Annotated in this window: 15 protein-coding genes; 14 read left to right on the forward strand and 1 reads right to left on the reverse strand. The window is 57.9% G+C overall.

Going from position 1 to position 13,327, the window contains the following annotated elements; translation table 11 throughout:
- Positions 1 to 17 precede the first annotated feature (17 nt).
- The gene (gene arcD, locus Q8R10_RS05830) at positions 18 to 1,445 is read right to left on the reverse strand and encodes an arginine-ornithine antiporter (protein WP_305651891.1); all 1,428 of its coding nucleotides are present in this window, start codon (positions 1,443 to 1,445) and stop codon (positions 18 to 20) included.
- Between the two features lie 370 nt (positions 1,446 to 1,815).
- Between arcD and rfbB the strand changes: the two genes are divergently transcribed.
- The 14 genes from rfbB to Q8R10_RS05900 form a co-directional block, all read left to right on the forward strand.
- A complete protein-coding gene (gene rfbB, locus Q8R10_RS05835; protein ID WP_305651893.1) occupies positions 1,816 to 2,886 on the forward strand; it encodes a dTDP-glucose 4,6-dehydratase in 1,071 nt (356 codons plus the stop codon).
- On the forward strand, positions 2,883 to 3,785 hold the full coding sequence (rfbD, locus tag Q8R10_RS05840; RefSeq protein WP_305651895.1) for a dTDP-4-dehydrorhamnose reductase: 903 nt from the start codon (positions 2,883 to 2,885) through the stop codon (positions 3,783 to 3,785). Before rfbB ends, rfbD begins: the two co-directional genes overlap by 4 nt.
- Positions 3,785 to 4,666, forward strand: coding sequence for a glucose-1-phosphate thymidylyltransferase RfbA (gene rfbA / locus Q8R10_RS05845; RefSeq protein WP_305651917.1), 882 nt, complete (start codon positions 3,785 to 3,787; stop codon positions 4,664 to 4,666). The genes rfbD and rfbA overlap by 1 nt, the downstream gene beginning before the upstream one ends.
- The gene (gene rfbC / locus Q8R10_RS05850) at positions 4,666 to 5,223 is read left to right on the forward strand and encodes a dTDP-4-dehydrorhamnose 3,5-epimerase (protein WP_305651897.1); all 558 of its coding nucleotides are present in this window, start codon (positions 4,666 to 4,668) and stop codon (positions 5,221 to 5,223) included. Before rfbA ends, rfbC begins: the two co-directional genes overlap by 1 nt.
- A gap of 324 nt (positions 5,224 to 5,547) precedes the next feature.
- Positions 5,548 to 6,942, forward strand: coding sequence for a tyrosine-type recombinase/integrase (locus tag Q8R10_RS05855; RefSeq protein WP_305651899.1), 1,395 nt, complete (start codon positions 5,548 to 5,550; stop codon positions 6,940 to 6,942).
- A gap of 563 nt (positions 6,943 to 7,505) precedes the next feature.
- A complete protein-coding gene (locus Q8R10_RS05860; RefSeq protein WP_305651901.1) occupies positions 7,506 to 7,730 on the forward strand; it encodes an AlpA family transcriptional regulator in 225 nt (74 codons plus the stop codon).
- Positions 7,731 to 7,735: 5 nt separating this feature from the next.
- On the forward strand, positions 7,736 to 7,876 hold the full coding sequence (locus tag Q8R10_RS05865) for a hypothetical protein (protein WP_305651903.1): 141 nt from the start codon (positions 7,736 to 7,738) through the stop codon (positions 7,874 to 7,876).
- Positions 7,864 to 8,736, forward strand: a complete 873-nt coding sequence (locus tag Q8R10_RS05870; RefSeq protein ID WP_305651905.1) for a toprim domain-containing protein — start codon at positions 7,864 to 7,866, stop codon at positions 8,734 to 8,736. Before Q8R10_RS05865 ends, Q8R10_RS05870 begins: the two co-directional genes overlap by 13 nt.
- On the forward strand, positions 8,733 to 9,524 hold the full coding sequence (locus Q8R10_RS05875) for a DUF3987 domain-containing protein (RefSeq protein ID WP_305651906.1): 792 nt from the start codon (positions 8,733 to 8,735) through the stop codon (positions 9,522 to 9,524). The genes Q8R10_RS05870 and Q8R10_RS05875 overlap by 4 nt, the downstream gene beginning before the upstream one ends.
- 30 nt (positions 9,525 to 9,554) lie before the next feature.
- Entirely contained in the window at positions 9,555 to 10,343 is a 789-nt protein-coding gene (locus Q8R10_RS05880; protein WP_305651908.1) for a hypothetical protein, read from the forward strand.
- A complete protein-coding gene (locus Q8R10_RS05885) occupies positions 10,340 to 11,011 on the forward strand; it encodes a hypothetical protein (protein ID WP_305651909.1) in 672 nt (223 codons plus the stop codon). Before Q8R10_RS05880 ends, Q8R10_RS05885 begins: the two co-directional genes overlap by 4 nt.
- A gap of 43 nt (positions 11,012 to 11,054) precedes the next feature.
- Positions 11,055 to 11,345: an HGGxSTG domain-containing protein gene (locus Q8R10_RS05890; protein ID WP_305651911.1), complete on the forward strand. Its 291-nt coding sequence runs from the start codon at positions 11,055 to 11,057 to the stop codon at positions 11,343 to 11,345.
- A 54-nt stretch (positions 11,346 to 11,399) separates the two neighbouring features.
- The gene (locus Q8R10_RS05895) at positions 11,400 to 11,915 is read left to right on the forward strand and encodes a hypothetical protein (protein ID WP_305651913.1); all 516 of its coding nucleotides are present in this window, start codon (positions 11,400 to 11,402) and stop codon (positions 11,913 to 11,915) included.
- A gap of 791 nt (positions 11,916 to 12,706) precedes the next feature.
- On the forward strand, positions 12,707 to 13,327 hold a 621-nt coding region (locus Q8R10_RS05900; protein WP_305651914.1), incomplete at its 3' end, for a cysteine peptidase family C39 domain-containing protein.

A 13,327-nucleotide genomic window follows, 5' to 3' on the forward strand; every position in this document is an offset into this window, starting at 1 on the left:
GAATTTAGAGGTGCCAATCAGAGGCTCAAAAACCCGTCGTACAAGCCATAGGCGGCAATCAGTGCGCCTATGACCACGCCGGCGAAAATCAGCTTTTCAATCGAGGTAAAAATCGCTTGGCCTTGTTCGCGCTTGGCTTTGGCGAACAGAATCGCCCCCGGCGCATAGAGCAAGGCGGACAGCAGCAGGTATTGGATGCCGCCGGCGTAGATCAGCCAGACGCTGTAGATCACGGCGATGGTGGCGATCAGCAAGTCTTTGCCACGGCCGCTGGCGTCCTGCTCGTAAGACTCGCCGCGTACACCGATCAGCAAGGCATAAGCCGCTGACCAGAAGTAGGGCACCAGAATCATCGAGGTGGCCAGGTACAGCAGGCTCAGGTAAGTCGAGCTGCTGAACAGGGTGACGATCAAGAACACTTGAATCAGGCCGTTGGACAGCCAGAGCGCGTTGACCGGTACCTTGTTGACGTTCTCCTTCTTGAGGAAGTTCGGCATGGTGTGATCGCGGGCGCCGGCAAACAGAATCTCGGCGCACAGCAGGGTCCAGGACAGCAAGGCACCCGCCAGCGAAACCACCAGGCCAATGCTGATCAGCACCGCGCCCCAATGCCCGACCACATGCTCAAGCACGCCAGCCATGGAGGGGTTTTTCAGGCCGACCAGTTCCGCTTGGCTCATGATTCCCAAGGACAGCACGTTGACCATTACCAGCAGGGCCAGCACCCCGACAAAGCCGATGACCGTGGCCTTGCCGACGTCTGAACGTTTGGCGGCGCGGGCCGAATAGACGCTGGCGCCTTCGATACCGATAAACACCCAGACGGTGACCAGCATCATGTTGCGCACCTGGTCCATCACACTGCCCAGCTCGATATTGCCCTTGCCCCAGAAGTCCGAGGTGAACACGTCGAGCTTGAAGGCAATGGCGGCGATGACGATAAACATCAGCAGCGGCACCATCTTGGCGACGGTGGTCACCAAGTTGATAAAGGCCGCTTCATGAATGCCGCGCAGCACCAGAAAGTGCACGCCCCACAGCACCACGGAGGCACCGATCACCGCCGCAACGGTGTTGCCCTCACCAAAAATCGGGAAGAAGTAACCGAGGGTACTGAACAGCAGCACGAAGTAACTGACGTTACCTAGCCAGGCACTGATCCAGTAACCCCAGGCCGAAGAGAAACCCATGTAGTCGCCGAAACCGGCCTTGGCGTAGGCATACACGCCGGCGTCCAGTTCAGGTTTACGGTTGGCCAGGGTTTGAAATACGAAGGCCAAAGTCAGCATGCCGACGGCGGTGATTGCCCAGCCGATCAGAATCGCCCCGGCTCCCGCACTGGCCGCCATGTTTTGCGGCAAGGAGAAAATCCCGCCACCGACCATGGAACCAACCACCAGGGCAATCAGCGCCCCCAGTTTGAGTTTTTGTGTCGAGTCCGTCATGGCAATCTCCCTTGATCAATTGGTCAGGTAGCAGTAGGCGCTTGAACCTCGCTGGCCTCGTTGATGCAGGTCAACTCATGGGCCTAGGCGGCTGTCAACGGGTTACTCGCGAGGTTAAAGAAGCATTGTTGCGCTGCTGTGTCGGTGCGCTTTTGCACATAGGCAGTAATGGGCTGTACTAGTGCCACATGGCCGCCGCTAGGCCATGTGGCTTAAATGCGCCTGTATTTAGCCTGTGTAATAGCTGATGCCGGAGTTACCCCGGTATCATGTTGAAATAGCGGGTTGGCCGGGCTGCGAGGGGTATCAGTCGTGTCAGTTTTCGAACCCAGTGAGCGTTTTTGACGGATTTTCGAAGGGATTTAAGCGTATGAGTATTTTGGTGACCGGCGGCGCCGGCTTTATCGGGGCGAACTTTGTGTTGGATTGGCTGGCTCAGTCGGATGAGTTGGTAGTCAATCTGGACAAGCTGACCTACGCCGGCAACCTGGAAAACCTCAGCAGCCTGGATGGCGATCGGCGGCATGTGTTTGTTCATGGTGATATCGGTGATTCAGCGTTGATTGAGCGTTTGCTGGCTGAATATCAGCCGCGGGCGATTCTCAATTTTGCCGCCGAGTCCCATGTCGATCGCTCGATCCATGGGCCGGAAGATTTTATCGAAACCAATATCGTCGGCACTTTCCGCATGCTGGAAGCGCTGCGCGCTTATTGGAAGGCGCTTGAGCCTGCGGCACAGCAAGCTTTCCGCTTTTTGCATGTATCCACCGATGAGGTCTATGGCTCGCTGGGCAAAGACGAGCCGGCGTTTAGCGAAACCCATCAATACGAACCCAATAGCCCCTACTCAGCCAGCAAGGCCGCCAGCGATCACTTGGTGCGCGCCTACCACCACACCTACGGCCTGCCGGTGCTGACCACTAACTGCTCGAACAACTACGGCCCCCATCATTTCCCGGAGAAACTCATCCCGTTGATGATCGTTAACGCGCTGGCGGGCAAAGCCTTGCCGGTGTACGGCGACGGCCAGCAGATTCGCGATTGGCTGTATGTGCAAGATCACTGCAGCGCGATCCGCCGAGTGCTGGCAGCGGGTCGTGTCGGCGAGGTTTACAACGTCGGCGGCTGGAACGAAAAGCCCAACCTGGAAATCGTCCATACCGTTTGCGCCTTACTGGATGAACTGCGCCCACGCGCTGATGGTCAGCCCTATCAACAGCAAATCGCCTATGTCACCGACCGCCCCGGCCATGACCGTCGCTACGCGATTGATGCGCGCAAGCTGGAGCGTGAGCTGGGCTGGAAGCCGGCGGAAACCTTCGAAACCGGCATTCGCAAAACCGTGCAGTGGTATCTGGATAACCAGGGCTGGGTCAGCAATATCCAATCCGGCAGTTACCGTGATTGGGTGGAGAAAAACTACGCCGGCCGCACTGCATGAAAATTCTGCTGCTGGGTAAAAATGGTCAGGTTGGCTGGGAGTTGCAACGTAGCTTGGCGCCGCTGGGTGAGTTACTGGCGCTGGACTCCAAAAGCACGGCTTACTGTGGCGATCTAAAAGACCTACCGGGCATAGCCGCGACCATTCGCAGCTATGCCCCAGACGTTATCGTCAACGCGGCGGCCTATACCGCCGTCGACAAAGCCGAAAGCGAACCTGCGCAGGCGCAGCGGATCAATGCTGAAGCCGTCGCCGTGCTGGCGCAGGAGGCGCATAAACTAGGCGCCTGGTTGCTGCACTACTCCACCGATTATGTGTTTGACGGCAGTGGCGCAGCGCCTTGGCAGGAAACTGCGGCGATCGGCCCTTTAAGCGTCTATGGCGCCAGTAAGTTGGCCGGCGAACAGGCGATTCAAGCCTCAGGCTGTAAACACCTTATTTTTCGCACCAGTTGGGTGTACGCCGCGCGCGGTAATAACTTCGCCAAGACCATGCTGCGTCTGGCCCAAGAGCGTGACAGCCTGAATGTGATCGCCGATCAGTTCGGCGCCCCAACGGGTGCTGAGCTGCTCGCCGATGTCACCGCCCATGCGCTGCGCGGTGCTATGCAGCAGCCGGAACTCGCCGGGCTCTATCATTTGGCCGCTGCCGGCGAAACCAACTGGTACAGTTACGCCCGCTTTGTTCTCGAACAGGCTGAGGCGGCGGGCATCACCCTCAAGGTTGCGCCGAGTCAGCTCGGTTCCATCGCCACCAGCGCTTACCCGACTGCCGCCAAGCGCCCGTTAAACTCGCGGCTCAATACTGAAAAACTACGAAATGCCTTTGCCCTGCACTTGCCCGATTGGCAAGCAGGGGTGGCACGGATGCTCACAGAAATTTTAGAGAAATCAGCATGATCAAACGTAAAGGCATCATTCTCGCCGGCGGCTCAGGCACGCGCCTGCACCCGGCCACCCTGGCGATTTCCAAGCAGCTGTTGCCGGTTTACGACAAGCCGATGATCTATTACCCGCTTACCACTTTGATGCTGGCAGGTATTCGCGACATTTTGATCATCTCTACACCGCAAGACACACCACGCTTCGAGCAACTGCTCGGTGATGGCAGCAAGTGGGGTTTGAGCCTCAACTACGCCGTGCAAGCATCCCCGGATGGCTTGGCCCAGGCTTTTTTGATTGGCGAAGATTTCATCGGCAACGACCTGTCCGCCTTGGTGCTGGGCGACAACATCTACCACGGTCATGACTTTCAGGACTTGCTCGGCAGCGCCATGGCGCGTGAGCAGGGCGGCAGCGTGTTTGCCTATCACGTACAGGACCCCGAGCGTTATGGCGTGGTCGAGTTTAATGGTCAGGGCAAGGCCGTCAGCTTGGAAGAGAAACCGCTCAAGCCAAAGTCTAACTATGCCGTCACTGGGCTGTATTTTTATGACCGCGATGTCGTCGATATTGCCAAGAGCATCAAGCCCTCATCACGGGGCGAGCTGGAAATCACCGATCTGAATCGGATTTACCTCGAGCAAGGCAACCTCTCGGTGGAGATCATGGGCCGTGGCTACGCCTGGCTCGACACCGGCACCCATGACTCGCTGCTGGAGGCTAGCCAGTTCATCGCTACCTTGGAAAAACGCCAAGGCCTGAAAGTGGCTTGCCCGGAAGAAGTCGCTTTCCGCCAGCGCTGGATCAGTGCCGAACAGCTCGAAACCCTGGCCGCACCGCTGGCGAAAAACGGTTACGGCCAATACCTTCAGCGCATTCTGACAGAGACGGTTTACTGATGATTGCCGCACGCCTGGCTATTCCCGATGTAGTGCTGCTTGAACCGAAAGTGTTCGGCGATGAGCGTGGGTTCTTCTACGAGAGCTTCAATCAGCAGAGCTTTGAGGTGGCGATTGGTCGCCGCGTTAACTTCGTCCAGGACAATCACTCCTGCTCGGCCAAAGGTGTACTGCGCGGCCTGCATTACCAATTGCAGCAGCCACAAGGCAAGTTGGTGCGAGTGGTGGTGGGTGAGGTGTTTGACGTGGCCGTGGATTTACGCCAATCCTCGGCAACCTTCGGGCATTGGGTTGGTGAGCTGCTGAGCGCCGAAAACAAGCGGCAGATGTGGGTGCCGGAAGGTTTTGCCCATGGTTTTTTAGTGTTGTCTGAGACAGCGGAATTTCTTTACAAAACCACCGACTATTACGCCCCGCAACACGAGCGTTGCCTGCTCTGGAGTGATGCAAACGTCGCCATCGACTGGCCGTTGGCGCGTCTGGGCGGTGCTCCATTGCAGCTATCAGGCAAAGATCAGGTTGGTAGCGCGCTGGGTGCGGCCCAGGCTTACGCCTGAGCGGCGCCCCGCTCACCGCTGTCGTGGCTTGATATGTCTAGCCGATAAACAGTGATGATTTTGCAAACAAAAAAGGCCCACCGTGAGGTGAGCCTTTTTTTTTGTTTGGTGCCGGCACCAAGAGTCGAACTCGTGAGCTACTGATTACAAGCGGTTAGCTTTGGTGTTTTTCGGCGTATCGTTAGTTTTTATTTTTTCATGGTGAGCCATTATTTACGGGGCTTGTAGCCTATTCATTGTTTTTCTATGTTTCACTGGATACCCTGGTATCCCAAGAGAAGTGGCACCTGAAGTGGCCTTGGGATAATCGGCTAGGGGTAAAGCATGGGTAGCGCATCCAACACCAGCAAGATGACGACTGACGCAACGCTGAGGGCGCTCAAGCCCGGTGCGACTGCTACCGACTCCCTGCCGGGGCGTGGTGCTGGTTCGATCTATTTTGAGTGTCGCCCGTCTGGCGTGGTGGCTGCGAGCTACCGCTACATGCGCGACGGCAAGCGCTGCAAGGTAAGTATTGGCAATTACAAAGTGTCGGCGCGTGATGCTGGTCTGGCGCTTACCGCTTTGCGAGCTGAAGCCCAGCGGCTCGCCCGCATAGCCAAAGAACACGGCGACGTGAAAGCCTACGTCGAGCAGCAAGAGGCTATTGCAGTAGTTGAGCGGGCCGAACGTCAGAGACAAGCCGAGACTGAGGCATCGAAGGGAAGCTTTGCCGATCTGTTCTTGGACTACATCGAGGCGCGGCGCGGTAAGGCCACCCCCGGCGTCGTCAAAGAGCTAGAGCGGCTATTCAAGACCAACATGCAGCCGCACGCCGGCATCATGGCAATGAAAGCGCGGGACGTGCGCACCGATAACATCTTGGCGGTTCTTAATCCGATCTGGGAGCGCGGCTCCAAGGTGCAAGCCGAGCGGATGCGCTCTTTTTTGGTTGCCGCCTTCAATCATGGGCTGACAGCCGAGAGCGTGGTGGGCCGCGCCAATGCCAAGGTTTACAGCTTGGAGTTGAACCCCGCCGCTATGGTCAAGGTTGAAAAGGTATCGGCACCCGTTGTGCGTGCTTTGTCAGATACCGAGCTGCGCACGTTCTGGGAGACCATCGACAGCACCGAAGGCGTCGGGCCGGTTATGGCGCTGCTGTTCCAATTCGTCATCGCGACCGGCGGCCAGCGCATCAAGAACATCATGGAAACCACTTGGGCTGATTACAACCTTGAGGCCGGCACTGTGCGGCTAATGCACCGCAAGGGCCGTGGTGGGCAAACACAAAGCCGTGTGCATCTTGTGCCACTGACCCCGCGTGCCATTCAGATAATAGAGCAGGTGCGCATTATCAATGGCGACTTCGCATGGCCTTGGACTACCAATGGTAAGCAGCACATTGTTATCAGCAGCCCGACCCATGCCGTGGCCGACTGGCTTGACTCAAAGCACGCCGTTATCGAGCAGCAACAAACACCGAGCTTTTCACCGCGTGACCTGCGCCGCACCTGTACCCAGCTAATGCAGAAACACGGCGTGGATGATCGTCTATCTGACCTACTGCAAGCGCACGGCCAAACCGGCGTAGTGGCCTCGCACTACCGGAACAACCCCGAGGCCGCGCTACCCGAGAAACGGCGAGCTGTTGAGCTGTTTGACGGCGCGCTGGCGCTGGTGTTGGGAGAGGTCAAGGAGCGGGCCGATAACGTAGTGCTGCTATCGAGCCGGATGGTTTGAGGTGCAATCCGACGAACGGCACGATTTATTTTCAAAATGTTCCACGGGGTTTTTATTAAAAAGCGTTGTTTTTAACTGAATGTTCCACGGGTATTTTCGTTTTAATGCTCTATATTTCAACGGGTTAGTAGCGTTAGGCCGCGTTCTATTAGCTGTGCAGCTAACCACGCCACAGCCACCTGAAACCCGGTTACTATGCGTGCTACTGGATTAAACCACAGGTGGTAGATAGGTGCCCCGTGGGCTCACTGGAGTGCAGGCGAAAAAAACCCCCAATGTTTCAGCATTGGGGCTTTCGTCGGGAGAGTGTTCAAGCACTCTTTTTGCAAACCGGCAAAGCCAGTAAACAACCCCGAGGGTATGAAGCATTTGAGACGGCTTCAAGCGTGAACCGTTGGTTCACTAACAGCGATGCTATTAGGGATACTTAAATTGCGCAAACGCAATTTTTGCGTTTAACGCAAAAACCAGACGAGCGTGATTAAGTGGTCCCTTCATCGGTAGTAGTGGATTGCAGTTCGTTTTCCTTCGGGTTTTCCATTCATTTCAAGGAAAACCAAACCATGGCTCAAATTGCCGACCGCAACACCGCAAGCGCCGCACCCAACCTGCCGATCCATGGCGCACGCGCTACTGCTGCGCAACTCTGCACTAAATATCAGGTAAGCCGAACCACTTGGTGGCGCTGGTCTCAGTCGCCCGGCTTTCCTGCGCCTATGCGCTTTGGCCGCTCGGTGCGCTGGTCTCCCGAGGCCGTCGATTCTTTCCTGACCCAACAGGGAAGCTAATCACCATGAATAACCAAACCTGCAAGCAGCGGGTAGCGTACTCGGCTGCCAAAAATTCAGCCCAACGCTACCTGTTCACCCTTGCGCCGGCTGGTGCTGACTTGGTGTTGTTGATCGCTATCGAGGTGCTGCTTTGGATTGCGTAAACCAGTTCCGCGACGCGCTACAGAGCCACCTCGGGCCGCTGGATCTGATGCCTATTCCCGACGGCGACATTCACCGTTTTTATGTGCCGAGTGACAAGCAAGGCAGCTTAAACGGCTGGTATGTATTGCACGCTGACGGCATCGCGTTTGGCTGTTTCGGTAGCTGGAAGGCTGGCACCTCGCACACCTGGAGCAGCCGCAAGCCGGTAGACCGAGTGGAAGCGCAGTTGATTAGCCAGCGCATCGAGCAGGCTCGTAACCAGCGGGAAGCCGAGCAGCACCAGCGCCAGCAGTCCGCCGCTGAATATGCCCACCGTCTATGGCGTGACGCCCGACGCGCTGATCCTGCGCACCCGTACTTAGTCGCCAAGGGGATAAGGCCGCACGCCTTGCGCCAAGCCGGTGACGTGCTGCTGGTGCCGCTGACCCGTGACGGGCTGCTGGTGAACATTCAGCGAATCAAGCCAGACGGGGACAAGCGCTTTCTGTTCGGCGGCATGGTCAAGGGGGTTTGCTCGGTGCTGGGCATCATCACCAGTGGCAAGCCGTTGTATCTGTGCGAAGGCATGGCGACCGGCGCAACCATCTTTGAGGAAACCGGGGCCGCAGTCGCTTGTGCAATGAATGCAGGAAATCTGCTACCCGCTGCTCAGCGACTCCAGCGCCAGCACCCCGACGCCGTGTTGATCGTTGCCGGTGACGACGACCGCATGACCGTGGGCAATTCGGGCCGCACTGCTGCAATCAAAGCCACTGCCGCGCTCGGTTGCGGGCTGGTGTTTCCCGACTGGCCGGCCAATGCGCCGCTGACTCTTAGCGACTTCAACGACCTGCGCCAATGGCGGGAGGCTAATCAATGAATGCGTCACTGATGACCGTTGTAAAAGTGCCCGCTATCGAATGGCGCACGCCGGACGCGCTGCCGACTGAGCCGCCGCCCAAGCCGTACCCGACCGCCAGCCTACCGGCGACCATGCGTGACGCTGTGCGGGCGATTGCGCACCATGTGGCCGCGCCAGAGGTGCTGGCCGCGCAATGTATCGTGGCCAACGCCGCTTATCTGGCACAGACGCGGGTGAACGCGCCCCACCTAAACAACCCGGATGGTATGCCGTGTTCGCTGTTTCAGTTGGCGCTGGCTGACTCTGGCGACAGGAAGAGTGAGTGCTACCGGCTGGCCTTCAAGACCGTCGAGGAGGTCGAACGCACCGCACGCGATGGCTACGCCGCCGAAGCTGCCGAGTTTCGCAGCATGCAAGACGGCTTGAGCGGTAAAGCGCTGAAAGAATTCAACGCCAAGGAAACCCCACCAGCCAACCCGCGCACGCTGTACGCAGACACCACCTTCGAGAAAATCGTTATGGATTTTGTCAACGGCATGGCCGCCGCCGCGTGGGTGACCGATGAGGGTGGGCGCATTCTTGGCGGGCACAGCATGAAAGCCGACACCGTAGCGGCAACCCTTGGTGGCTTGGTTAAGTTGTTCGATAGCGGCAGAGCCGAGCGCGACCGCGTGGGCGAATTCAGCAGCGGCATAGCCTACGACCGCCGCTTTAGCCTGCACATGCTGGCGCAGGAAGTCACGGTGCGAGAGGCGTTGAATAACCCGCTGTTGCAAGGCCAAGGCTTTTTGCCGAGGTTCCTATAGCGTGTTTGCCGACTTCGAGGAGTTTTAAACATGGCCGCAATGGAATATCTGCACAGCGCTGGCCTTGCCGTTGAAGTTATCGGCGGCAATCTGCGCCTAAGCCCTGCTGATCGAATCACCGACGCTGTGCGCGTGTTTGTGCGTGACCATAAACCCGAGTTACTGGCCGAGGCTGCCGCTGAACCTTTACCGGCCAGCGCGTGGTTATGGCTGCTGCTGATGACTGGCGGGGAGATTATTCAACTCGCCGCTACCGGCACGGATCAACGCAGCGTGGAAAGGCTCGCCAGGCGCGACCACGGCGACGATCTGGCACAAGTCATACCCATGCCCGGATTGACCAATCGTTTAACTGGCAGCGAACTGGAGCGGTTTAGGGCCGGTCTGCCGATAGTGCGCACCCCGGCACCAGCACCGGCCAACCTATGGCTAGCCCGTGTGGCTCGCCATCTTGGTGTTCGGCTTGCTGAGCTGATGCAAGCGGGCTTGTTGACTGACGACGACGTGACCGAGTGCGCGGGTGCCGACCCTGCCGAGGTGGCGGCGCTGATTCGCAGCAACCCGGCGTGGATCAATCGAGCGCGACAGCGCGACCATGTTGAGCAACCGCTCCAATTGGTCGACCAGCACGACGGCGAGCCACAACACCCCATCCACACCGCCGCCACGGCCCCGCCTGAATGGATTGCAGCCCGCGACCAGTTCAACGGCCATCTATCCGCCTGCAAAGCCTGCTACGCACCCAAGCATCGTTACTGTGTAACAGGTGCCGACTTGCGCCAGCGGTACAACTCGACAGCAATGGAACCGACCCAATGACCCAGACCCTAGTTATCAGCCTCGCCCGCATTGTCGAAAAGCCAAACACCAGCAAGCGCGACTCGCTGACCATCACCCGCCGCGTACTGCGCCACGTCTGCAAAGACCGGCGCGCTATTCACGACGAATGCCACGCACTGCGCCGCAAGGCTCGCAAACTTAAACAGTTTCTCCCGTTCACAGCTCAAGCCGTGGCCGATCTGGAGCTGCAAGCCAGCGAGCACGGCGGCGAAGTCTTGGAGAGCCTGCGCAACGTGTTGGCGGCCTATGGGCAAACGATCATTCACGACGGCGACGGCATATCGGATGCCTTGGGCTTCGATGCCTTGTGTGACCACCTGAGCATTAATACGGTACATCGGGAGCAGGCACGTCGCGACGGTGGAGCAACGTTGCAAGGGCTGGCATTCATTGCCCGGATGGAAGACAGCACGACCGCCTACGGTGACGAATGGGGCGCGGGAGGCCCGTTGTTTGAGGCATGTATGGTCGCCATGTGTGGGTTCATCCAAACCTGCCCTGAGCACCTGCTACCAGATCCGTTCGCACCTGATGGCCCGTTCTATGGTGCTACCCCGACCTTGCACCACCCCGACGGCACCACCAGCATCAAACGCCCTGACGTAACGGTACACGACAGCAGCGGCAGCCGAGTGATTAAGCGGTAAGCCCGACACCATCGGCATAACCTGACATTAACGGAGCTAAAGCATGGCCGACGATCAAGCAGAGCTGCGCAAGTGCTGGCGGCAATACAACAAAGAACACGCAGCCCGGCACGCCGCATGGGCTGTGCGTGGCTACCAGCATCCACCGCCAGCGCATGTGCCATACCCTGATGTGTTGCGCGGCTTAACCTGTGGTGCCAAGACCCGTGCCGGCACACCCTGCAAGCGCCGCGACCTGTACAAATCTGGCCGCTGCAAGTTGCATGGCGGGCTTTCCACCGGGCCGAAACGCACCAAGCCAGAGCTAACCCCATGCGCACCTGACAAAAATTAACATTCAGCCGCGCCAACTAAGCGGCAAAACAAACCAGAACCGCAGGTGCAAAACATGACTAATACGCCCGAAGCAACCAAGCACAAAGTCAGCAAGTTGCCGGACAAGAACCAGGCGGTGACCGCCTTAGCTGTGCGTAAAACAGGCAGGCCGACCACATACACCCCCGCAGTAGCGTCAGCCATATGCGAGAAACTGGCGGACGGCATGAGCCTGCGCAAACTATGTGCGCAGCCTGCAATGCCCAGCATGACTACCGTACTGCGATGGCTGGTGGATGAGACCAAGCCTGAGTTTCGGTTGCACTACGCGCATGCGCGCGAGGCTCAGGCCGATTTGCTGGCCGGAGAGATACTTGAGATAGCGGATGACAGCAGCGGCGACACCTTCACCGACAAGGATGGCAACACGCGGCTAGACCGTGAATTTGTGGCCAGAGCACGCCTGCGCGTTGATTCGCGTAAGTGGCTGGCGAGCAAACTGGCACCGAAGAAGTACGGCGACCGGATTGAGCACGCTGGAACCGACGGTGGAGCAATTCAACATGCTGTCAGCGTGCGCTTTGTCTGACCGAAACGAGGTACGCCCCGCACGTATTGGCCGCCAATGCTTTCTTGTTCGTGTCGCGCGAATGGTCGGCTACCGACCAACCGCTGAGCCGAATCAGAAGGCGTCAATGGCGTAGTGTTAATGCGCCGTGGTTATCTGGGCTATGGAGGAGTGATACCGCAAGCCCTGTAATCTTCGTCATCCATGATCTGGCTAAATACACAGCCTAGAGGCAAGCTGCTGCCTGATCGAGCTGGCGAGCTACCAAGCATGGCGTCTGCCATTTCGCTGGTTATCGGAGCTGAGTTTTGAAAGCTTACGTTCTTGGCCTCGCGCTTTACATCCTCTTTTCTATATGACTTGTATTCATTTAGAAGTGTTATTACTTCGGCTGAACTTCCGTCCTTGTATACCCTCATTCTTTCTTTGCTCCTGTTCACCCACTGCGTACTTGCATGGACTTGACCACTCATTTGCATTCGATCTGACCAGCTGTTTGCAGTGGACTTGACCAGCCAATTGCATGCTACTGACCATGAGTGCGATCACCCAGTCTTGAGGGTTTGTCGTCTACCTATGGTCTGCCTGGGCTAAGCCATTAGCCACGCCACCTTTCAGAGTGATTGCCTTGATCGCGAGATGTCATTTGGCTACTATCGCGCGTCGTATTTTTAACGTTATTTGTGCAGGCATGAATGTTGTCGGTTTCTCGACGCTTCCCCCTTGCTTAATTCAGCCGTTAGGTTCGCAGGCTAGTGTCACCCGGCGAACATCGGTCAGCGGCTATGGATGCTGTAGAAGAAGGGACTCTAATGCACGACGAACACCCAGAATCGGCTATTCAAGCTGAGGCCGACACCGGCCTCGCCTGCCTGGTCATGCTCGCGCGCTTCCATAACGTAGCCGCCTCGCCCGAGCAGCTGGCCCACGAACACCTCGACAACGGCCGGCAGTTTGCCAAGCCTGAGTTACTGCTGGCGGCTAAGCAGCTGGGCCTGAAAGCCAAGTTCGTGCGCAGCAAGGTCGAGCGCCTGGAGCACACCCCACTTCCCGCGATTGCCGCCAGCCAAGACGGCCGCTTCTTTATCATCGCCCGCCTGGACGACGGTAAAGCCCTGATCCATGACCCGCTGGTGCAGCGCCCAGAAGTGCTGCGTTTCGAGGAATTACAAGCGCGCTGGACCGGCGAGCTGATGCTAATCAGCTCCCAAGCCAGCCTCGCCGGTGAGCTGAGCAAGTTCGACTTCACCTGGTTTATCCCGGCCATCGTCAAATACCGCAAGCTGCTGGGTGAAGTGCTGCTGGTGTCCTTCGTGCTGCAGATCTTCGCGCTGTTGACTCCGCTGTTCTTTCAGGTGGTGATGGACAAGGTGCTGGTGCATCGCGGCCTCACTACCCTGGACGTAATCGCCGTCGGCCTGCTGGGCATCATG

Origin of the sequence: Pseudomonas sp. (genome assembly GCF_030698175.1) — a bacterium.
Taxonomy (GTDB): domain Bacteria; phylum Pseudomonadota; class Gammaproteobacteria; order Pseudomonadales; family Pseudomonadaceae; genus Aquipseudomonas.

Coding starts and splice junctions, on each gene's coding strand:
- Q8R10_RS05855 (WP_305651899.1), top strand. CDS start 5,548: ATGGGTAGCGCATCCAACACCAGCAAGATGACGACTGACGCAACGCTG.
- Q8R10_RS05865 (WP_305651903.1), top strand. CDS start 7,736: ATGAATAACCAAACCTGCAAGCAGCGGGTAGCGTACTCGGCTGCCAAA.
- Q8R10_RS05895 (WP_305651913.1), top strand. CDS start 11,400: ATGACTAATACGCCCGAAGCAACCAAGCACAAAGTCAGCAAGTTGCCG.
- Q8R10_RS05890 (WP_305651911.1), top strand. CDS start 11,055: ATGGCCGACGATCAAGCAGAGCTGCGCAAGTGCTGGCGGCAATACAAC.
- Q8R10_RS05875 (WP_305651906.1), top strand. CDS start 8,733: ATGAATGCGTCACTGATGACCGTTGTAAAAGTGCCCGCTATCGAATGG.
- Q8R10_RS05860 (WP_305651901.1), top strand. CDS start 7,506: ATGGCTCAAATTGCCGACCGCAACACCGCAAGCGCCGCACCCAACCTG.
- arcD (WP_305651891.1), bottom strand. CDS start 1,445: ATGACGGACTCGACACAAAAACTCAAACTGGGGGCGCTGATTGCCCTG.
- rfbB (WP_305651893.1), top strand. CDS start 1,816: ATGAGTATTTTGGTGACCGGCGGCGCCGGCTTTATCGGGGCGAACTTT.
- rfbD (WP_305651895.1), top strand. CDS start 2,883: ATGAAAATTCTGCTGCTGGGTAAAAATGGTCAGGTTGGCTGGGAGTTG.
- Q8R10_RS05880 (WP_305651908.1), top strand. CDS start 9,555: ATGGCCGCAATGGAATATCTGCACAGCGCTGGCCTTGCCGTTGAAGTT.
- rfbC (WP_305651897.1), top strand. CDS start 4,666: ATGATTGCCGCACGCCTGGCTATTCCCGATGTAGTGCTGCTTGAACCG.
- Q8R10_RS05885 (WP_305651909.1), top strand. CDS start 10,340: ATGACCCAGACCCTAGTTATCAGCCTCGCCCGCATTGTCGAAAAGCCA.